Here is an 18,993-nt window from a genome sequence, read left to right on the forward strand (position 1 = left end):
AGCGTTTATTTATTGAGTCCGCGTAGCCGCCGGTATGCCAGACGGGGCTCACAAGAAAGTCAAACTCAACGTAAGGGTCACTTCTAACAAGAAAGAGACGTGGCAGAACAGTTTGGACGATGATGAAAATCTTTCATCACTCGTTCGTCGTGCGGTCGACAGGGAGATTAATGACGAGTATATCCCAAAGAAAGCGATCAATAATCTCTCTGGGAATACTGGCCAGGCCGACGTTGATCTCTCACCACTTCTGGATCAAATCGATGATCTCCAACGCTCCGTGACCTCTGTTGAAAACAAGATCGATACGATCTCTGTGACTCAAGCAGACGAGGGAGAGGACGAAGACATAGAAGAACTCGCTATGGATCTTCTCCCCCGCCTTCCGACATACCCTAATGATATTCCCAACGATGTACTCGAAGGTATGGGTGGGATTGGTGAACGAAGTCCACGAGAATTTATTTTGTACATAATGGAAGCACGCCAAGAAATCTCCCATCTCTCTATTGATGGGAGTGCTCAAAGGCTCTCATCCGAAATAAGGGAACCAACATACCTCGTCAAAGAGGCACTCTGCTATCTCGAAAACAGCACGACAGAGAACGTGCACAGCGCGATCATTGATGGTACCCGTCACTGGATGCGGCTATGAGAAACGACAAAGGCCAGTACGCGAGTCCCGCAGACAAACAGATTTCGGGGGAAATGGAAGAGCTACTCGGACGGTACCTCGAAAGCTTACGGGAGCAAAAAGACCGGACAAAGGATTCGACGGTCAATACACGTCGGCGTGAAGTACGATACTGGTTAGCCTTCTGCGAATCGAACGACATCGACCCCCTTGCTGCCACTACCGAGGATGTCAGAGGGTATATCCAATTGAATTCTAATCTGGCCGACACGACTGTTGGTTCGTACTATCGGTCAGTACAATCGTTTTACAGCATCGTTGCGAATGACGCCAGAGACGATCAGCTTGAGCTCGTTAATGGACATCCTTGTGAGGATAGTAATACGATTGATCTGAAGGATGATTATAACATCTATGAAAATAAAGCCGAGTACAAGATCCAGCATGACCTCACTGCGAGCAATAGTGATGAATTGCGGGAAGGTACGAGTGAGGTCCTAGCACTCAAGCCGGAACAGGTGGAGTCTCTGTTTGATGCCGTCCCGGGGAAAACGCCTCAAGCAAAGCTTCGAAACGAGATCGCAGTCCGGCTAAACTGGTATACCGGATGTCGTAGTGTGGAACTGTCGCGCCTAAAGATTGAGAATATCGACTGGGAAGAATGCAGTATTGATGTTAGGAGCGCAAAATTAAGCGTGAAAGAAAACAGCGGATTGATTCGCCGTGATGTGTACTTCCCAGAGGAGTTCAGGTTCCAGTTAAAACGGTGGTGTGAAAGAATCCGGCACGCATTTTCGGCAGAAGCTAAGCCGGATTCTGGGAATATCCTCGTCACAACTCATAACGATGAGATGTCTGGTCCCCAGATCAATGATGTCGTCAAGAAAGCAGCTCGGAACGCAGAGGTCCAGCGAGCGCTACGCCCACCTAATCCTGATCCAGATGACGAAGTCAAAGAGTGGTTTGTAACCACCCATCGCATCCGACGATCTGCGATTTCACACTGGGTGAACGATTGTGAGTCATTGGGTCTTCATCAGGTAAGAAGAATCGCCGGTCATGCTCGTATTGAGCAGACAATGGAATATGTTGAAGATGATGACGACCAGATAGCAGTAGACTATCAGAAAGCGATGCGATGACATCTTCTGCGCCGTTAACGGCGCAGTTTCCCAAGCGTTAGGATATTGCTCGTCCCGCACTAGGAGTGACGTATGAGTGTACAGAAACGGGAGATGATGGCGACGCCAAATTCATCCAGATTGCAGATAAGGGAGCTACAACGACCGATGAAGATGGAAACGCCAAGCAAAGGTGGGGCGAAAGAGCTTGACCAAAGTGCAGAAGTCAACGACGGATAGCGATCAGTACTGTCGTTCACAGAACCAAATTTGGTTTAGCCCAGATGAAACCAGAGTTAATCATACCGCTCCACCAAATCCTCTACTGTTCTTCCACGCTGTTTAATAGCTCGGATATGCTGTCTTTTCAAATTGATTTTCCCCGGTGATCGGATTATTTCCAGTGCTTCACCATACTTTGTGCCTTCAGTGTCTCTCCGAACATACCCTACCCAGTCCATCTGTTCATAATCTTGCAGGAACGTATTGTATCCCTCTTCAAGGACAAGTTCAGGCCGGATCTGTGCGGCAGTAGCTGCCCTACACAGGCACGCAACAGAATCACGTAATGACCGCTGCATCGCCGGGTTCGCTTTCGAATGGTCTGGATTAGATTCGACAAGATGTTCAAGAGTAGCTTCAATAATACTTTTTCCACCAGGGAAGCCAGAGGCAAGATCACCTTCACGTGGAATTCCTAGCTCGTCTTCATACCCATGCCCTACCATCCCGTACGTATCCCGCGGAGCATACCCAGGTATAGGATCATCTCCAGGTTTCTCTGGTCTGTGCTCGTCTTCAAACGTTGTTCGAAGTTCGCGTGTTGGCATTTGCTCATAGATGAGTGATAGATCGTGGATAGCGGCCCGGAGCCGTTTCCTGATTTTGTACCGGAACGCTCGGTCAGCATCACCTGACTTGTCAACGTTCCCTCGGAGATAGTCGCGTTGTTGCCGGGTTAAGATCGCTCCCGGACGCTGATATTCTGATGGCCCCATGTGAACGAATGCGTTCACGCCGTCAAAATACTACCGGCGACCTGACGCAGAAGTATGAGTAACCGACTGGAGACGCCAAGCAGACAAATTTCTTGGAAAGGACTTGTAGTCGTCGTTGTGTCGTTGGTAGCCACTTCGTGGTTTATGGGATGGGAAAAAACTGGGATCGGTCTTGCGGCAGTCTTGATTGCGCTTTGGGAAGCTCGGGAGTAGCCGTGAACCCTGTAGTGAGCGATCTATGAGCCCCCTATACTGGGTAATTGAATGTGTGGAAGACTCCAACTGCTGAGGATTTCAATAGAGTCGCTCTAGTGAATCACTCTGTAATCTTCGTGCTAATTGTCTCTTCTACTCTTCGCGGAATCGGTAGCCCCACTCGCGGAGTTCATCAGCAACTTCATCGAGATGTTCAGCCCCAACTCGAACCAAAGCCTCTCGAAGATCAATAAGAGAGACATCGGACCCAAGCTCCTGTTCAACGGCTCGTAAGGCATCTTTCTCAGTTGCTTGTGTCTCCTCGCGTAGAAAGTACTGAGTTGCTTTCCGCTCACTTTTGACGCTCGATCGGTCGAAAATATAGGGTAGATCTTCCACACTCTCTTCCGTTGAAGTCGGCTGTAGTTCTTGATCAGGCGAAGAGTCAGTACCGACGTTCGGCTGCGGAGACGAACCGGCTGTCCCACCCACATCTTCATTCGGGTCTTCGGATTCTTTTGATGACTCTCCGTCGTCGTCGGTATCAGTAGCAAACGGGTCACTGCCTGCTCCTGATTTCATTCCGTCCGTCATTGATCTCCCACCTCTTCGATATGTGCCGCAAGGTCACGTAGTTTATCCAGTGTTTCGACCTCGTAGTCGCGCCGCCCAGATCGGTGATAACCGACGTAGTAGAACGCAGTACATTGTTGATCCCAGCACCCCTCAAAGAGAGAGGAACGATCACGTAGCGCGACAGGTGCGTCGTACCCGAGGTCCTGAATCTCGGCAAGATACTGTTCTTGGTTGGATGTGCTACCAATCCCATTCGGAACAATTGCAAGAATGCCTACATTGAAACCGAGCGTATCTTCAAGATTCACTACCATATCCTCAAGGCCCTCAACTGATTGTATCCCTTTCCCTGTTGGTTCCACAGGAAGTACCAACGAGCGTGTTGCTGACACAGCGTTATACAACTGGGGTCCAGCTGTTGCCGGTGGATCTACAATAACCGTATCGTACTTGTCCGGGATACCGGCAGCAGAAAGGACTTGCCGTAGTTGATCGTTCGGAGCAAACTCCTCATCGAGATCCTCGGCTATTTCCTGCGCCTTCGTTAGCAGTTGTGGCAAGTTCTCAAGCATATCGTGTGATGGGATGACATCGAAGTCATACGGAGTGTCTTGGATCAGATCACTGAACTCACCTTTCGGGCGATCAATGAGGTGCCGAGCGATATTATCAGCTTCACCATCATCACGGGATGCTGGGATGCCAAGTAGGTACGTCAGCGATCCTTGCTGTGGATCCAGGTCGATAACAAGTACATCTCGCCCTTGTTGGGTATGGGCGTCGGCTAGGTTCGCCGTGAGGGTCGTCTTCCCGACTCCCCCCGCCTCGGAGTACGTAGTATACGTGAGCATAGACACGAATAAGACCCAGACACTTTTAAAAGTTAGACTAACAAGTTATACTGAATAGTTAGACTAACAGGTTATACTGAGTAGTTAAACTAATAGGTTATACCAACTACCAACAAGCACCAGTTGGACTAAACAAGCCCGAAATAACGAGTTGAACGGGGAAGAAATATGACCAACAAATCGACTTTCTACTTAGAAGTTGTTATCACCGCGCCATCGTGGAGATCTATAGAAAACACACTATAATTATAACAACCCAATTCCACCTCTGTCACCCATTGTTGAGGAATTCTTAATACAAATATTGTGAACTAATACTGACAGAACCGGTGAGAGGGAGCATCTTCCGGAGTTGAAACCAAGTGCGGAATGGGGTGTACCCCTCGAATATAGTGGAACGCAGAGCTTCCTGAAAACCAGTATAATACATACTATAGACCCCATTCAGAGGGTAGAACGAAACGTGCGGAAGTAGAATTACCAGGAAATTGAGGTTACGCGATCAGCATCAATTCCAGGGCCATCCCGGCCGAGCGTGTTCCGCCACAGCGTGGTAGTTGTCTCCCAATCCGAAACAGCCCAGTCGTGCTCCTGGGCTTGATACGCCTGTCGGATTTGTTTTTGACCATCAGCAATTTTGAAGTCAGAGTTGAAGGGACCGCGTGGGAGTTGACCAAGACCCTTCTTGTGCCAGTGATTGAAGATGCGGTATGCGGTTTTCCGCGAATCAAACACCACATACGGAATGACTCCTCGTCTGCTCAAGTCGCGTAATTTCTCATACGTTCGCCGATGGAGCTTCCAGTTATGATGACCAGTCATCACCTCACCGGCATATAATTGATCGTCTTCGTCCTGGCTGAGAATATCAATTTTGTAGCCAGCGAGATCATAATATGTCTCAACCTTTCGACCGCGGCAGACTTCCTGGAGTGCTGTCAGCCCAACCGAGAATCGGTGAACTAGTCCTTCGTTCAGGTCACCACGTAGCTCCGGGAAGTCAGAATGTCGATTGATCAGGGTACGACAGCGTTGGGTCGGTGCGTACCAGATTTTCTTCCGCAGGATTCGTACCGGCTTCAGATAGGTCGATTGCTCCTGCTCGTACCAGTCATATTCACCAAAGGCTGCAGCGAGCTTAGGGTCAGCCTGCGGATCAACCACAAATCGCCGCAGATCTCCCTGATCAAGATCTCCAAATAGAGCCATCCAGTCAGGACACTTGTCCAGTAACAAGTGCTGGCCACGCACTTCGTCACCATTCCATAAGTGCGCCAGTCGCTGTAGTGCCTGTTTCCGATCTGTGGTCAGGGAAACCGGTTGGGTGTAATCATTCGTCGCGTTGATTTCGACGGTCCCGTCTGCCGGAGTTCGCTCAGGACGGGCCCACGGTGGAAGTTCTTCTACGTCTATCTCTTGGCGGATGGGATTATAGCCATATCGCGCTTGTAGGTACTCCTCAGTCACCCACGCAACGTGCGGCGCTGGAAACGAATTCTGGATCAAGAAAAGTTCATCCACGTCAGCCGGATACCCGGGATCAAATCCTTGTAGCGGCCAGACATCTGGATCTGGATCGTCCGGATTCGGGTTGAAATCTCCGAAGTCTGCCGGTTGGGACTTTAGCTCGTGGACAGTTCCACGGGGCTGTTCTGGGAATATAGTACGGATGTCTCTCCCAGGATAGTCTAACCGTCTTGTCTTCTCGCGCCAGTCATCCCAATCGGCCCCGGAGTCATCCGGGGTGAACGGGGGTCCAGTCGACATATAGACGGTAACCGTCATTCGCTTAAAAGGATAAGCCATATGTGGGAACACAGCGGCAGTTGACGCTCGTCACGACTACGAGTGAACCACCGATGAAAAGGGGGAGAGTGGGGGAAACGTGGGGGTCCGGGAATGCGGGCAACGGGCCGACAGCAATACTGCCCGCAAGAGCATATGAGAACCGGCGGATAAAGAAATCGGCTAACGATTAAAATCCGCTTTGAGCTATTCAAGTCTTATACGGTGGATCGTAGCGTTCGGTGGATTTTAGAGTGCTATAGAAGAGTTGTCACACCTATAGAGGAATCGCTCAGTGCAGTCGAAATATCTAACACGTTACTTCGCGTGTCACATCGGTATGAACCCCTATGTCTTGCTCGGTGCAGCGATTCTCTCCGAAATCGTTGGAACGACATCACTCAAACTGTCCGAAGGGTTCTCACAGCCGCTTCCAAGCCTTGTCGTCGTTCTCGGGTACGGGGCCGCGTTCTACCTGCTCTCCGTAACGCTAGAGGAGTTACCAGTCGGCGTCGTGTACGGAACGTGGGCCGCCCTCGGAATCGTTGGCGTTGCAGCGATCGGAATCGTCGTATTCGACGAACAGATCGACATTGCCGGCGTTCTCGGAATTCTTCTCATCATCGCCGGTGTTTACTGTCTCAATGTACTCTCCGGAATGTCTACACACTAAGCAGCTCTCGTCGACTGGCTGTTTCAGGCGAGAATATGTCTGAAGAATAGGATTTCAACAGAGCCGACTGTTACTATATACTGAGCACGGGGGCTTGTGACGATAATTCTGGGGACGGTCAAACAGTCAGTCGGATGACTCATTTGCCTCGTGTTTTCTCTTTCTCCGCATCGTATCGACGGACGAGTGCCGCGACATACCACAGTTTCAGCGCCATCGAAACAACACCTGCGAGCATAGTGTGACGTGGGCGCTGCCGATATGCAGCGATGAATGCGTATCCAGCCACAGGGATATTGAGGACGTTGAGGACGTTTGGATAGGACAGCTCAAAGATCGGCTGTCCATACTCTGTCGTCCACCACCGTTCGGCCAGTACCACGCGCGTCATCCACGCCTCGTCATCCGCCGGCGGGGAGAACAGAATCGGATTGAGGGCGGTGAAGACGACAGCAGCACCGGCGACTCTCCATCGCCGCTGATACACGGCGTACAGAAGCACGGGGAAGACGAGCATTCGGCTCCACCCGCTTTTCGGGTTCGAATGCCGATTCCAGAACGTCTCGCTGAACTCGCCAACCGATTCCATACACACGTACGGTTCTCAGATCGCAAATACCTGAGTACGCGTCCCGGTTACCCGTCTTCGACCGTCACTTGTCATGAATCTATGCAGACCTGGCCGTGTCGTGGGCGAACTCACGCGTCAACGACGGGGTTCCGGACAGCGCGATGCCGACAGCAGCGAGTGCAAACGCGATAACACCGGCAACTCCGACCGGACTGGCGACTAATTCACTCAGCACAGTATTGTCCGCGACGGCATACGCAATAACGAGACCGGCAGATCCGTTGAACACCCCGTGGAGTAACGCCGCTGCAAGCACGGACTCCGAGCGGATGACAAGGTACGTATAGACTGGCGAAAACGAGAGACAGGCAATCGTCATAGCAACGACGCCGATTACGGGGAACGAAGGATAGTTGTAGCCGGCAACGATGACCGGCGCGTGCCAGACTCCCCAGAGCGCACCGATAGCAGCTGAGGCTTTCCAGAACCCCCACGGAGCCAACTCCCACAGCAGATACCCCCGCCAGCCGAACTCCTCGCCAAAGGCAAACACCGCGTTCACGGTCGCCCCGAGTCCAAGCACAAGCCCGAATGTCGCCACCACACCAAGAATTCCCGACGGCAATCCGAGCCCCGGCGTCGGATTGGCAGCCGGATCAAACCCGACACCAGGGACGGCCACCGCAATGAGAAGTGTCACCCCCACGAGTGGCAACGCAACTACGGCAGCCACGGCAAGCCATCGAACACGGCCGATTCGTAGCCCAACTGCCGACAGCGAAATATCTCGACGGAAACAAACGACGAGTCCTGCAATCATCGGAGAAAACATATATGCTGGCGCAAGCGCGATCGGACTCATCGCGGTGATCTCGGAGACGACATAGAGCACGACGGCAAAGACGACAAGAATACTGATAAACAGCGTGAGACGGCTTCGATCAGGACTTGGCATTCGACATCACTATCCTGAATAACACGGCCCCAGCACAAAAAAGAATAACTGGCTCGCTTGAAACCCGTCTCAAGTAACGAGGCTCGGCGCTAACTCTGTATTCTGTCTAGGTGATTGGTTCGTCCGCAACAAAGGTATTTGCGTCAGCGCTACGGAATTTATGTATGGTCGTTCCCTTGGAGATGGGTTGGCGCCATCTCTTATTCGAGAACTGGCCAATCGATCCAGCTGTGATGAATGCCCATCTCCCAGATCAACTAGATCCCGATGAGCACGATGGGTCAGCGTGGCTGTCGATCGTCCCGTTCACCAACGTCGCCGTTCGGCCAAAAGGGGTACCCGAACCGCTTGGCATCCAACTCCCGGAACTCAACGTCAGGACGTACGTCACTCACGACGACGTGCCGGCAGTCTACTTCTTCAGCCTCGATGCACAAGGGATTACGAGCGTCCTCGGGGCACGTGTCTTCCATCACCTTCCATACTACTACGCACGTATCTCACTGACCTGGACTGACGGACGAGTCAGATTCAGGAGCTATCGTCGTCATCCAGGAGCCCGTCCGGCCCGGTACGAGGGAACGTACTGGCCAGTCGACGAGCCGTTTTCGGCGCCGACCGGTCCGTTCGGAGAGTTTCTGGTTGAACGGTATCGGTTCTACACCGAAGCCCAAGATGGGAGCCTCCGGTACACCGATGTGGAACACGAGCCGTGGACATTGTACCCTGCTGCCGCCGAGATTCAAACGAACACGCTACTTTCGGCACACGGATTCCAGATGCCAGATGAGGAGCCGGTATACTATTACAGCCCAGGCTTGGACGTGGTTGCCTCACGAAGCAAGCGCCTGTAAGCGGCGACGCGTTTAACGGCGTTCACATCTCTGTGGGATCGAGAAAAAGAGAGTTTAGAGAACCATAGTGCCATAACACGTATAGGCGGATGCTGTGTGGTTCGGTACGTGACTCGTGATCCCTTGTTGGCCCCCGAAACGAAGATCACGCTCGTGTTCATGTTTCTCGGGCTCACAGTATGGTACCTCGTTCAAACATTCGCAGAAAACGAGTTACTGGAGCTTGGGGCACTTTTCGGAATCGGGATTATTCTCCCGACACTTCTCAATGAGTTGCGGCGTCATTCAGGCTCAGAGTGAACGAGTTACAATCTATCCTGGCCACACCGTACGCAGACTAACTCACCAGTTGAGGAATCTGCCCGCAGACTCCATTATCCATCTGTTCTCTCTCTGATTCACCGATAGCAAGAGGGGGGAGCAGGGATGGAGAGAGGGGGTGTGGGGAGCGGGCACCGGACCGACAGGAATACTGCCGGCAGGAGAGCATAAGAACTGACGGATACAGAAATCGGCTAACGATTAAAACCCACTTTGAGCTATACAGGTCTTATACTATAGATCGTAGCGTTTGGTGGACTTCAGAGTATCAAAGAAGAGTTGCCACACCTACAGAGGAATCGCTCAACACAGCACATATGACCACTTTGGTACGAAAGAGGCCCTCAAGGAAATCTCTATGTCGTTGGAAATTCTTCCGGTTACTTGCACGTGTCTCCAAGCAGATCCACTCTCTTGAGGTCCGGTGCCCTCACCGTATTCATAGCCGTCGGAGCTATCGTTGTCACTCAAGTCCCGACACTATCGGTAGAAGAGATAACTGTCCGGACACCCGTCATAGTCGGCCTCATCAGTGGCATCTTGCTTGTACCATCAATCATCTCTCACTACCGATCCAGAAACAACCGAAAGGCAATCCGATGGACGCTATTCGCGTTTGGAATCCCGCTCTCCCTCACACAACGGTCACCATTCAATTTACTCGGTGTACTCGCCGTACTCCTAAGCTTGGCCCTTGCGTGGGATATTGATCACCGGCTCTTCAGAACGACATCCCAGTAGATCCAGTAAGGGTATTCTCGTAATACTTCACGCCTGCCGAACTACTCGGGTAGAACGGGACTCCACTGACAAGCCTCGGGGTCGTTCGGAAGACGAAGTCTTCCGTGATGACGAGACGCTCCGCGTCTCGAACCACTTGACCCTGAGGCGGTTGACATCAGCTCTTGTTATTCGGGTCAAAGGCGTAGTAGACGACAGCCATTGTGATTCCCATTACTACTGGTCCAAAGCTTCCATCACCCGGCAGTAGGAGTCTCACAGCAAATACGCCCACAGCGGAGACCAAACCAACAAGAAGAGCGTAAGAGACCCGAGAGAAGCCACGCACTCGATTATCTAGCCGTCGGTACAGACCTCGTAGAGTGTCCATACGCAGAATTATCATCGACAAAGGGATGTCTCTTTTCGTTAGATCGGTATGTCCACCGAACGATTGTTTCAGTATAGAATGTATCGGACTACTCGGAGTTCAACAGAGTCGTTCAAGTCGATTCAAAACGTCGAGCACCGCGGATCATCCGGACAGCAATAGCAGCGACGGCGATCACGAACACGATCCAGTACCACCCGCTGTCGGCAGTCGCGGCTCGGAATTCCAGTATCCCAACGCCGATCGTCAACACGGCCACGTAGAGCGCATTCGTTCCAATAAAATCAGCGAGACCTTCCTCATCCGTCACCATCTCAGGGTCGTATCCAGCGATCAACTCCATCACACCGACGTACTTGATCAGGACACCGAGAATACCGATGAAAACTCCCGCTACAAGAGTGGTTACTGCTTGTTCACTCATAGGCCTGTTGAGACACCGCTCGTCCCCTGAATTGCTCGATACCCAATCGACCGAGATACCCGATGGCAAACCCAACAGTTCCGATGATGAGGCTTGCAACGCCGAGCACCGCTAGTCCGACCGGATCAAAGAGAAATGCGAGTTTCCCGCCGAGCGAGTGGCTCGAAAGTCCCAAGAATGCCCACTCGGCTTGAAATCCGATGTAGGCTGCGAACAGGCTGACCCACGCCACGAGTAACCCACTCCGTCGAGCGCCGACACCAACGGCGACGATGAATCCGACGAGTGTCGCCACCCCTGGCAAGACAATCACACCACCAGACACCTGAAAGACATCAAGCGCGTACGCGCCGAACGTCCCAATGAGGAGTAAGAGGGCTATGAGTATGTCGAACGTCCACTGGAAGCGGCTTGGGCGACCGACGAGTACTGTGCGGAGACCTGGAACCATATCTCTATTCTACGACTGTATCACAGAATACTGTTCCTGTTCTATAACTTTACTGTAGGATCACCCCGTATTGGAAACTCATACCCCACGGGTGTCGGACTCTCTATCGAAAATTACACTAATAACCACGAACCCGACGAAGATTGCAAGGGTATAGAGGGAAAATTGGCGCTATTGAAGTCCTCAACAGAGGGCACGTTCTGACCCGGCTGTGGTCAATACAGGGGACTCACGAATCGTTCAGTATCGGTGAGAAGTTATCGCTTGGTACTATCCGACCAGAGACCAAATCCCAGCTACAACGCCGATTACCGCCATAGAGACCATAAACCACACTAACCTATCGTCAGGGACGGTATCGATGGAGTTCGACGAGATGAATACCTCGTAGACTACTCCCACAATTATTCCGATTCCGCCAATTGAGAGCAGTACTGGGATGAGAGCTATACTTCCAGAGACGACGCTAGAAAGACCCATCGTTCCGAGAATAGCTCCACAGACGGCTAACGATATATAATAGAGACGTACTTTATTCATTATCTATAACGCTCGTTCTTATCGGCATATATTTTCTTCGACGAAGAATTTGACTCTACAGACGCTGATATATTCGCTCTCTTCAGCAACCGACTGTTTCAGCTGAGAACATATCTAAAGAATAGGATTTCAAAAGAGCCTGAAGATTGGCTCTGTTGAGATACTCACACGAGGACTGGTTTCGAGCGTTGCGCAAGATGGAAGCTGCATAGGACTCGTATCCATTCTCTGGCAACTACGTTCTAACCGATACGAATTTGGATATTCACTAAACAATCTCGTTTATGGAGTTACGAAAGTTGGTCTCCGATCACCTTCCAAACGCCGTAGTTGCTGCAACCATTTTCACGCTCTACAATACCTACACTGGCGAGATCGCTGATCCAGTCACGATTGGTATTGAATTTATTTCCTACGTTATTGCAATCTTCATTGGATTCATAGTTATCACTCCAATTTTGAAAAAGGCATTCAGTAGCGTTACAACATAATGTGACTGTATTGACCACAGATGAGTTGGGGGTTCACTAGTAGAGGATTTCAACAGATCCAATACGTGTTCCATTCTCTGTATTTTATACAGTACTTGTAACAAGTTACAGGAAGATTAAGACTGGCTACGGGATGTGTATTCCCTGTACTGACCGGGGCCAGGGCAGAATATAGGACCTGCTGAGAATTTCAATAAAGCCAACCACATTGAATATATGGAACAGAGACGGCTAAAGGCGCTTATCGGGGCGGCAATGGTCGGCTTAGGGATTTTCCAAGCGGGATCGTTCGCCCTACAAAGTGAATGGCTACCGATGGTTTTGGGGCTCCTTTACGCAGCTATTGGAACCGCATATCTCTGGGCAGAAGTCTACACTGCCGGTCAGTAAGCTGTCGAGACAGATCCGCTGACCCGTACAGTTAACCGATTGATAAGTGATTCAATAGTATGGCTTCGGCCGATACCAGTGATCCGGAGACGCTGCTCGCGGATCTTGAACTGACGCGCGGACTCACCATCCAGATGACCGCGCTCACCACACTCGGCTTCGTTATCGCAGCGGTCGCACTAAGCGGCCTCTACCAAGCCGGTACTGGAAATCCGGCGACATTTCGGTTTGCGCCCGGAATCAGTTGGTGGACCAACGCCCTGGACGTTCTCATTATCCTGGAATTGGCAACTGTCTTCGTCATTCCCCACGAGTGGCTGCACGGCCTCGCCATCCGGTACTACGGCGGCGAGGCGAAATACGGCGTCGGGATCGCATACTTCATTCTCCCGTACGCCTACGCCACGACTGACCACGAATTCACTCGCAACCAGTTCATCGTCGTCCTTATGACGCCACTAGTCGTGCTGACCGCTATCGGCGTCCCGGCGATGCTGGTTTTCGAGTGGGGCTGGCTTATCGTCCCGCTAGCCGCGAACGCCGCTGGAGCGATTGCTGACCTCTGGATGACGATGACGCTGCTTGCCTATCCCGCGGATGTCCGTCTGGAAGACCATCCCAAGGGTGTCCGGATACTCGGCCGCGAAAGCGACCGTCGAGGCGCGCTATCGGTGACTGCCGTTGTCTGGGATGCACTCGCCGGCGCAGCCGTCGCCGCCGTCGGCGTGTTTCTCCTGTTGGCAGTTGGCGGTCCACTTGTCTTGGATGCTTTCGGCGTTGATTCACTCACGATCGGCACGCCCGACACTTTCAGCTTCTTGTTCTCATTCACGTCAACGCCTACCGAAATCTCGATGAGTGTCGGCTCCGGCGTACTCGGTATCGGGGCAGCCGTCGGGGTGCTATACGCATTTGTGCGGAGCTATCGACGCGCTCGCTCAGCTGATGAGACATCGACGAAGAATAATTAATCGAGGACGCGCAAGTGGTGAACAACATCGGGATCAAGTCCCAAGGCACTCGTTCTGATTAGTTAGTTAGCGGATGTAGGCGCTAATCCCCCACCCTCAACGGAGCGACCGAAGGGAGCGGAGTAGGGTGGGGATACAGCCCCGTCATCATCTGTTCATACATCGATACGGTTGCAGGTCCACAGGCCCACGTCGTCGTAACGTTTTTTCATTGGGGTAACGTATAACAGTACGAACCCAATGGAATACGACCTCGATTCGGGAGCGCATTCGATGTACTCCCTGCACTACCACCTGATACTCACTACGAAGTATCGGCGCGGAGTGCTAACCGAGGAGCGAACCCAATTCATTCGCGGGGTTATCAGCGGGTTCACGGACAAGTACGGCGTCGAACTGACGAACCTCGACGGAGAGGACGACCACGTTCACATCCTGTTCCGAGCGAAACCAACCACGGACCTCGTGAAGTTCATCAACACGGTCAAGGGCGCGACCGCCCGCCGTATCCGTAACGAGTACGAGGACGAACTGAAAACCGAACTGTGGGGCGACTCGTTCTGGAACGACTCGTATTGTCTCATTTCGACGGGGCAAGTGTCGCTGGATGTGCTGAAACAGTACGTCGAAGACCAGCGGGAGAGCTGATGTACTACGCCTACAAGTATCGTCTCAAGCCGTCCGACGCCCACCGCAAGGAGTTGGACCGCCACCGCGATATTTGTCGGCAACTCTACAACCACACGCTCTACCGCCTCAACGAGTACCAAGACGAACGCGGCGAACTGCCGTCTATGACCACGCTTCGGTCGGAACTCCCCGACCTCAAGAAGTGGTGGGACGGCCTCTCCGACGTGTACTCGAAGGTTCTCCAAACCGTCGTTGAACGGCTGTTCGACAACCTCAAAGGCCTCTCCAAGCTCAAGGAGAACGGATACGGCGTCGGCCAACTCAAATGGAAGCCGCCACGGGAGTTCCGCAGTTTCACGTACAACCAGTCTGGCTTCAAGCTCGACAAGAAGGGCGGTCAGGCTGTGCTGTCACTCTCGAAACTCGGCGACATCCCGATTCGGCTCCACCGCGCCATCCCCGACGACGCGAATCTCAAACAGGTAACGGTCAAGAAGGAACCAACGGGCGAGTGGTTCGCCACGTTCGGAGTCGAAATGGACCGTGAACCGCCCGAACCGCCTGAGAATCCCGAGCGGTGCGTCGGCATTGATGTAGGGATTCTCAAGTACGCCCACGACACCGACGGGACCGCCGTCGGGTCGCCCGACCTCTCCGCTGAACGGGAGCGTCTGGAACGCGAACAGCGGTCCCTCTCACGGAAGGAACACGGGTCGAACAACTACGAGAAACAACGAGTCGAAGTTGCCAAAGTCAAGCGTCGGATTCGTCGGAAGGTGCTGGACTACCAGCACAAGATAACGACATGGCTCGTCCACGAGTACGACGCCGTATTCGTCGAAGACCTGAACGTGAAAGGGATGCTCGAATCACCATCGAACAGCCGCAACACGGCGTCTGCCGCGTGGCGAACGTTCCTCACGTTACTCGAATACAAGTGCGAGCGTAAAGGAACGCACTTCGTCGCCGTGAATCCGAGAGGGACGACCAAGGAGTGCGCGTCGTGCGGTGTTTCGACCGACAAGCCGTTGTGGGTCCGTGAACACTCCTGTCCCGCCTGCGGGTTTGAGGCGGACAGGGACGCGAATGCGGCGTGGAACATCCTTTCTCGCGGCCTCGAAGATGTAGGAGTGGGACACTCCGAATCAACGCCTGTGGAGACTGTGCTCCCTGTGGATACGCCTGTATCTGCAAAGCGCGTTATGGAAGCAGGAAGCCCGACCCTCAAGGAGCGAACGGCGTCAGCCGTGAGCGAGTAGGGTAGGGTAGTTCACTAGACGCCACACATCTATTGTTGGGCGGACTGTTCGTACCACCAGGTAAGAGTCGAATGGACGGCATCGCTATGCAACGGCGAGCGTTTCTCGCTGCGACAGCCGCGTCAGTAGGCGCGATAGCTGGGTGCTTCGGCACGTCGAATCAATCGCTTCCGAACGAACCCACCGGTGACTGGCGACAGCAAGCCCACGACAGTCGTAACACCGGCGCATCCGATGTCGCCGTTCCAGATCGAGGGAACGAAGCATGGGACGCAGGTGACGCAGGAAGCATCGAACCACTCGTCGTCGTTGGAATGGTGTATTCCGTCGGGGCCAGTGCGACCGCACTCGATGCACAGACTGGTGATCAAGAGTGGGAATACGACTTTTCGGCTCAAACAGGCCCGACACCAACAGTAACGGAAAACCACCTACTCATTCCTGCTGAACAACAGCTCGTCGCGTTGAACCGCAGCGATGGCTCCGAAGAGTGGTCGCGCTCTCTCCCTCGTCCCGCTGAGGGTTCACTTACTGCTGGTTCCTCGATCATCACGCTCCCCCTCACTGGACGCCGTGGCGAAACCGGCCTCATCGCGTACGACGCAACAACCGGCGATCGACTCTGGGGTCACCCGACACTCGCAGCACGGACAACCGCAATCGACGACGACCGCGTCTACGTCACAGGCTACCTACAGGATGGCAATACCGGTGTACTCCGCGCGCTCTCCACCGCAGATGGTTCCTTGCTGTGGGAAACCGAACTCGACCATCCGGACACTGAGCCAGTCGTCGCCAACGACGAGTTACTCGTTACCGACCAAGGAACACTTGCTGTCCACGACCCGGCAGACGGGACGCGAGTACGCTCACTCGGTACCTTTGGCGACCGCCTCGGAACACCGCCCGCTGTCAGCAATGGGACCGCGTTCCTCGGAACACGAAGTCAGGAAATCGTCGCTCTTTCGATCGATGACGGCGCAACGATCTGGCAGCAATCCGGAAGCGCAACCCGCGGGATTAGTGTCGGCCGCGAGTCGATCGTTATCTCGGGTGAGAGTCTTCCTGAAGCGAGTTTAGCCGGGGTTGCCGCGCTTGACCGATCCGACGGGACCGTTCAGTGGGAACACCAAATCGAAGGGTTCGACGCGTACCCCAGCACCGCACCCGTTCTCGCAGACGGAGCCGTCTACTACACGAGCAACGCAAGTAGTGGGGTCGTCGCCCTTGGTGACGTGCCGAGTGATAATGACGAGTAACGATCCAACGGAGTGAGATTCTCAGGGGCGTTAGAACAGGAGCGAGTACGAGAGCTGGGAAGGGCCGATAGCAGAGTCACAGTCGGGCAACCAGACTCACAGCACGACGATATCAGACATAACGCGGGATCGTTAGGCGTATTCGCTAAGTGAATGATTTCGGCGTCTTCGCAGGCAGTCTCATATGAACTGCTCCTGAGTAGGTAACTGAAGAGACCCGAGTTGCGGGAGTATTTGTGAAGAACCAGAGACCGTGCGAACGCAGCCAATCCCTAGAACTGACTCGTCAGTGCAAATCGGCTATCGCGTTTCGTGACAATACCGACGTTTCCTAACTGTTTGAGTCGCCGGTAGACCGTTGCACGACTCACATCAATCCAATCCGTGAGTTCCGCAGCCGTTCGTTCAGTATCCAAATGGTACAGGAGTTGGATGGTCGACCCAGCAATCAGGTCAGCGAAATCGACGTGCGGGAATTCACGTGCGAGGTCTGCAAACCGTTCGGTCGGTTCAGCGTTCGACAACGAAACCCGGTATCGACCGTGTTGCTGCTCTCTGGTGACTAGGCCAAGCTCGGCAAGATTCGAGACCACGCGGGACGTGTGACTCGGATCCCACTCAAGCGCATCAGCTAACCCCCGCTGGACCACGCCATCTCCCCCCTCGGTACTAAGGTATGAGAGGACAGTGAGTTCCGGTTCAGAGAGCACTTTGTCTCAAATCACGCAATCTGTTTATACGATCTTGCGTGTTTTGAGATGCAGCCTATCCAGCGCTGTCGTGAACCCAGCTAAAGCAGAAATAATTCAGCGTTCCATAGATATATATCGCCAGAGCAAGTAGCTATAGCAACGGACTCCCACACATGGACCTCACAGACATCCCCGACGATGCATACGACGGCGAGGAGTCACCGCCTGATCTCGACGCATTAGAATCACCTGACTCGCTCCTCAAAGGGGGATCAATCCGAGAGCGGCTCCTCGACGTTGTCATCGGACTCCGGACGCCGACGAAGGTCTCGACGATCGCCGAGCGGGCCGATTGTGACACCGAGACAGCCAGGGACTACCTAGAGTGGTTCGACGAGATGGGAATGGTACAGCGGCACGATGGTCGTCCAGTCCGGTACGAACGCAACGGCGCGTACTTCCAGTGGCGACGCATCGACCGGATCCGCGAGGAATACTCCGAGCAGGAGATCATTGACGCCCTCGACGACACGCTCAACCAAATCGAAGACTACAGAGCGCAGTTCGATGCAACGCACCCGGACGATGTGTCCCTCGTCGACGCCACTCAGGAGCAGAATCTATCCGCCGAAGCAGCCTGGGAAGCACTCTCCGAGTGGGAGACACTCGAAAAGCGAGCCGCGCTCCTCGACGAAGCACGCCGAAACAATCCGGTCGCCGGTAGCAATCCCGGTCCAGTCGATGCCTGAGGATACATCAGACCCATCCAGTCGCGGCCCCATCGATACGGAAATTCTCGACCGGATCGCTGCCCACCTTGCCCGGAGCGATCGATTCGATGACATCGAAACGCAACCGCCGTATGCTCCGAACGCTGTCATCGCCAACTACGATCTCGGATACTTCCCAGGCGGGGTCACGCGTGCGTACCTGCGGATCCGCTGGTTCGAGACCGACGACTTCAGCATCCACTATTCAGAGCAGTACCAGACCGGAAACTCGTGGGAATGCCGATGGGGTCGGCACCCGAATGACCATAACACCCGCGACCACTTCCATCCGCCCCCAGATGCACCGACACCTGGAGAGGACGCTGATTATCCAAACGAATGGCGAGACGTACTCTCAACCGTGCTTACCCGTCTTGATAACCGGATCAAAGCTTTCTGGGACGAGTAGTGATTTCAATACGGAAACGTAGAGCCAAGTCCTACAGAACAGCGTTCAGTTGAGCACAATTG

General features: G+C 53.4%; 21 protein-coding genes. 11 read left to right on the forward strand and 10 right to left on the reverse strand.

Annotation, left to right across the window (positions count from 1 at the left end; all coding sequences use genetic code 11):
• The first annotated feature begins 34 nt into the window (after positions 1 to 34).
• Both BLW38_RS15795 and BLW38_RS09745 read left to right on the forward strand, forming a co-directional pair.
• Positions 35 to 655, forward strand: a complete 621-nt coding sequence (locus BLW38_RS15795; protein ID WP_143040838.1) for a hypothetical protein — start codon at positions 35 to 37, stop codon at positions 653 to 655.
• A complete protein-coding gene (locus BLW38_RS09745; protein ID WP_092817067.1) occupies positions 652 to 1,776 on the forward strand; it encodes a tyrosine-type recombinase/integrase in 1,125 nt (374 codons plus the stop codon). Before BLW38_RS15795 ends, BLW38_RS09745 begins: the two co-directional genes overlap by 4 nt.
• Positions 1,777 to 2,051: 275 nt before the next feature.
• On the opposite strand, the gene BLW38_RS15800 is transcribed toward BLW38_RS09745, so the two are convergent.
• The 4 genes from BLW38_RS15800 to BLW38_RS09760 all read right to left on the reverse strand — a co-directional run bounded on the left by BLW38_RS15800 (position 2,052) and on the right by BLW38_RS09760 (position 6,142).
• A complete protein-coding gene (locus BLW38_RS15800) occupies positions 2,052 to 2,585 on the reverse strand; it encodes a hypothetical protein (RefSeq protein ID WP_143040839.1) in 534 nt (177 codons plus the stop codon).
• Positions 2,586 to 3,101: 516 nt separating this feature from the next.
• Positions 3,102 to 3,542 (reverse strand): hypothetical protein, encoded by a 441-nt coding sequence (locus BLW38_RS15805; protein ID WP_143040840.1) that lies wholly within the window; start codon positions 3,540 to 3,542, stop codon positions 3,102 to 3,104.
• Entirely contained in the window at positions 3,539 to 4,375 is an 837-nt protein-coding gene (locus BLW38_RS09755) for a ParA family protein (RefSeq protein WP_092817068.1), read from the reverse strand. The genes BLW38_RS15805 and BLW38_RS09755 overlap by 4 nt, the downstream gene beginning before the upstream one ends.
• A gap of 477 nt (positions 4,376 to 4,852) precedes the next feature.
• Positions 4,853 to 6,142, reverse strand: a complete 1,290-nt coding sequence (locus BLW38_RS09760; RefSeq protein WP_143040841.1) for a hypothetical protein — start codon at positions 6,140 to 6,142, stop codon at positions 4,853 to 4,855.
• Positions 6,143 to 6,500: 358 nt separating this feature from the next.
• Here BLW38_RS09760 and BLW38_RS09765 point away from each other — a divergent pair, with 358 nt between their 5' ends.
• The gene (locus tag BLW38_RS09765; RefSeq protein ID WP_092735027.1) at positions 6,501 to 6,833 is read left to right on the forward strand and encodes a DMT family transporter; all 333 of its coding nucleotides are present in this window, start codon (positions 6,501 to 6,503) and stop codon (positions 6,831 to 6,833) included.
• Positions 6,834 to 6,972: 139 nt separating this feature from the next.
• On the opposite strand, the gene BLW38_RS09770 is transcribed toward BLW38_RS09765, so the two are convergent.
• Positions 6,973 to 7,422, reverse strand: a complete 450-nt coding sequence (locus BLW38_RS09770) for a DUF6653 family protein (protein WP_092817070.1) — start codon at positions 7,420 to 7,422, stop codon at positions 6,973 to 6,975.
• Positions 7,423 to 7,501: 79 nt separating this feature from the next.
• Entirely contained in the window at positions 7,502 to 8,359 is an 858-nt protein-coding gene (locus BLW38_RS09775; protein WP_092817071.1) for a CPBP family intramembrane glutamic endopeptidase, read from the reverse strand.
• A 164-nt stretch (positions 8,360 to 8,523) separates the two neighbouring features.
• Between BLW38_RS09775 and BLW38_RS09780 the strand changes: the two genes are divergently transcribed.
• Complete coding sequence (locus tag BLW38_RS09780; protein WP_092817072.1) at positions 8,524 to 9,213, forward strand: YqjF family protein; 690 nt, start codon at positions 8,524 to 8,526, stop codon at positions 9,211 to 9,213.
• Positions 9,214 to 10,757: 1,544 nt separating this feature from the next.
• Here the strand turns inward: BLW38_RS09780 and BLW38_RS09795 are convergent.
• The 3 genes from BLW38_RS09795 to BLW38_RS09805 all read right to left on the reverse strand — a co-directional run bounded on the left by BLW38_RS09795 (position 10,758) and on the right by BLW38_RS09805 (position 12,060).
• Positions 10,758 to 11,069 carry a DUF3784 domain-containing protein gene (locus BLW38_RS09795; protein ID WP_092817073.1) on the reverse strand — a complete coding sequence of 104 codons (312 nt, stop codon included), beginning with the start codon at positions 11,067 to 11,069 and terminating at the stop codon, positions 10,758 to 10,760.
• Entirely contained in the window at positions 11,062 to 11,520 is a 459-nt protein-coding gene (locus tag BLW38_RS09800; protein ID WP_092817074.1) for a hypothetical protein, read from the reverse strand. The genes BLW38_RS09795 and BLW38_RS09800 overlap by 8 nt, the downstream gene beginning before the upstream one ends.
• Before the next feature lie 270 nt (positions 11,521 to 11,790).
• Positions 11,791 to 12,060, reverse strand: a complete 270-nt coding sequence (locus tag BLW38_RS09805; RefSeq protein ID WP_245710137.1) for a hypothetical protein — start codon at positions 12,058 to 12,060, stop codon at positions 11,791 to 11,793.
• A 284-nt stretch (positions 12,061 to 12,344) separates the two neighbouring features.
• On the opposite strand from BLW38_RS09805, the gene BLW38_RS09810 reads away from it, so the two are divergent.
• The 5 genes from BLW38_RS09810 to BLW38_RS09830 all read left to right on the forward strand — a co-directional run bounded on the left by BLW38_RS09810 (position 12,345) and on the right by BLW38_RS09830 (position 17,060).
• Positions 12,345 to 12,551, forward strand: coding sequence for a hypothetical protein (locus BLW38_RS09810; RefSeq protein ID WP_092817075.1), 207 nt, complete (start codon positions 12,345 to 12,347; stop codon positions 12,549 to 12,551).
• A 449-nt stretch (positions 12,552 to 13,000) separates the two neighbouring features.
• Positions 13,001 to 13,912: a DUF3267 domain-containing protein gene (locus tag BLW38_RS09815; RefSeq protein ID WP_092817076.1), complete on the forward strand. Its 912-nt coding sequence runs from the start codon at positions 13,001 to 13,003 to the stop codon at positions 13,910 to 13,912.
• Between the two features lie 240 nt (positions 13,913 to 14,152).
• The gene (gene tnpA / locus BLW38_RS09820) at positions 14,153 to 14,560 is read left to right on the forward strand and encodes an IS200/IS605 family transposase (protein ID WP_092817077.1); all 408 of its coding nucleotides are present in this window, start codon (positions 14,153 to 14,155) and stop codon (positions 14,558 to 14,560) included.
• Complete coding sequence (locus BLW38_RS09825; protein WP_092817078.1) at positions 14,560 to 15,801, forward strand: RNA-guided endonuclease InsQ/TnpB family protein; 1,242 nt, start codon at positions 14,560 to 14,562, stop codon at positions 15,799 to 15,801. The genes tnpA and BLW38_RS09825 overlap by 1 nt, the downstream gene beginning before the upstream one ends.
• A gap of 86 nt (positions 15,802 to 15,887) precedes the next feature.
• Positions 15,888 to 17,060 (forward strand): outer membrane protein assembly factor BamB family protein, encoded by a 1,173-nt coding sequence (locus BLW38_RS09830; RefSeq protein ID WP_177167475.1) that lies wholly within the window; start codon positions 15,888 to 15,890, stop codon positions 17,058 to 17,060.
• A 272-nt stretch (positions 17,061 to 17,332) separates the two neighbouring features.
• Here the strand turns inward: BLW38_RS09830 and BLW38_RS16825 are convergent, their stop codons facing one another.
• Complete coding sequence (locus BLW38_RS16825; RefSeq protein ID WP_092817080.1) at positions 17,333 to 17,770, reverse strand: MarR family transcriptional regulator; 438 nt, start codon at positions 17,768 to 17,770, stop codon at positions 17,333 to 17,335.
• Positions 17,771 to 17,925: 155 nt separating this feature from the next.
• Between BLW38_RS16825 and BLW38_RS09840 the strand changes: the two genes are divergently transcribed.
• On the forward strand, positions 17,926 to 18,501 hold the full coding sequence (locus BLW38_RS09840; RefSeq protein WP_092817081.1) for a DUF7342 family protein: 576 nt from the start codon (positions 17,926 to 17,928) through the stop codon (positions 18,499 to 18,501).
• Entirely contained in the window at positions 18,494 to 18,931 is a 438-nt protein-coding gene (locus tag BLW38_RS09845) for a hypothetical protein (RefSeq protein WP_092817082.1), read from the forward strand. The genes BLW38_RS09840 and BLW38_RS09845 overlap by 8 nt, the downstream gene beginning before the upstream one ends.
• The last annotated feature ends 62 nt before the right edge of the window (positions 18,932 to 18,993 follow it).

It is taken from the genome of Halopenitus malekzadehii (assembly GCF_900108505.1).
Classification (GTDB): domain Archaea; phylum Halobacteriota; class Halobacteria; order Halobacteriales; family Haloferacaceae; genus Halopenitus; species Halopenitus malekzadehii.

Bases quoted from the DNA above. Each gene is read 5' to 3' on its own strand.
- BLW38_RS15795 (WP_143040838.1), top strand. From the start codon at position 35: ATGCCAGACGGGGCTCACAAGAAAGTCAAACTCAACGTAAGGGTCACT.
- BLW38_RS09775 (WP_092817071.1), bottom strand. From the start codon at position 8,359: ATGCCAAGTCCTGATCGAAGCCGTCTCACGCTGTTTATCAGTATTCTT.
- BLW38_RS15800 (WP_143040839.1), bottom strand. From the start codon at position 2,585: ATGCCAACACGCGAACTTCGAACAACGTTTGAAGACGAGCACAGACCA.
- BLW38_RS15805 (WP_143040840.1), bottom strand. From the start codon at position 3,542: ATGACGGACGGAATGAAATCAGGAGCAGGCAGTGACCCGTTTGCTACT.
- BLW38_RS09755 (WP_092817068.1), bottom strand. From the start codon at position 4,375: ATGCTCACGTATACTACGTACTCCGAGGCGGGGGGAGTCGGGAAGACG.
- BLW38_RS09815 (WP_092817076.1), top strand. From the start codon at position 13,001: ATGGCTTCGGCCGATACCAGTGATCCGGAGACGCTGCTCGCGGATCTT.
- BLW38_RS09770 (WP_092817070.1), bottom strand. From the start codon at position 7,422: ATGGAATCGGTTGGCGAGTTCAGCGAGACGTTCTGGAATCGGCATTCG.
- tnpA (WP_092817077.1), top strand. From the start codon at position 14,153: ATGGAATACGACCTCGATTCGGGAGCGCATTCGATGTACTCCCTGCAC.
- BLW38_RS09840 (WP_092817081.1), top strand. From the start codon at position 17,926: ATGGACCTCACAGACATCCCCGACGATGCATACGACGGCGAGGAGTCA.
- BLW38_RS09805 (WP_245710137.1), bottom strand. From the start codon at position 12,060: ATGAATAAAGTACGTCTCTATTATATATCGTTAGCCGTCTGTGGAGCT.
- BLW38_RS09810 (WP_092817075.1), top strand. From the start codon at position 12,345: ATGGAGTTACGAAAGTTGGTCTCCGATCACCTTCCAAACGCCGTAGTT.
- BLW38_RS09765 (WP_092735027.1), top strand. From the start codon at position 6,501: ATGAACCCCTATGTCTTGCTCGGTGCAGCGATTCTCTCCGAAATCGTT.
- BLW38_RS09845 (WP_092817082.1), top strand. From the start codon at position 18,494: ATGCCTGAGGATACATCAGACCCATCCAGTCGCGGCCCCATCGATACG.
- BLW38_RS09745 (WP_092817067.1), top strand. From the start codon at position 652: ATGAGAAACGACAAAGGCCAGTACGCGAGTCCCGCAGACAAACAGATT.
- BLW38_RS09780 (WP_092817072.1), top strand. From the start codon at position 8,524: ATGGTCGTTCCCTTGGAGATGGGTTGGCGCCATCTCTTATTCGAGAAC.
- BLW38_RS09825 (WP_092817078.1), top strand. From the start codon at position 14,560: ATGTACTACGCCTACAAGTATCGTCTCAAGCCGTCCGACGCCCACCGC.
- BLW38_RS09795 (WP_092817073.1), bottom strand. From the start codon at position 11,069: ATGAGTGAACAAGCAGTAACCACTCTTGTAGCGGGAGTTTTCATCGGT.
- BLW38_RS09830 (WP_177167475.1), top strand. From the start codon at position 15,888: ATGCAACGGCGAGCGTTTCTCGCTGCGACAGCCGCGTCAGTAGGCGCG.
- BLW38_RS09760 (WP_143040841.1), bottom strand. From the start codon at position 6,142: ATGTCGACTGGACCCCCGTTCACCCCGGATGACTCCGGGGCCGATTGG.
- BLW38_RS09800 (WP_092817074.1), bottom strand. From the start codon at position 11,520: ATGGTTCCAGGTCTCCGCACAGTACTCGTCGGTCGCCCAAGCCGCTTC.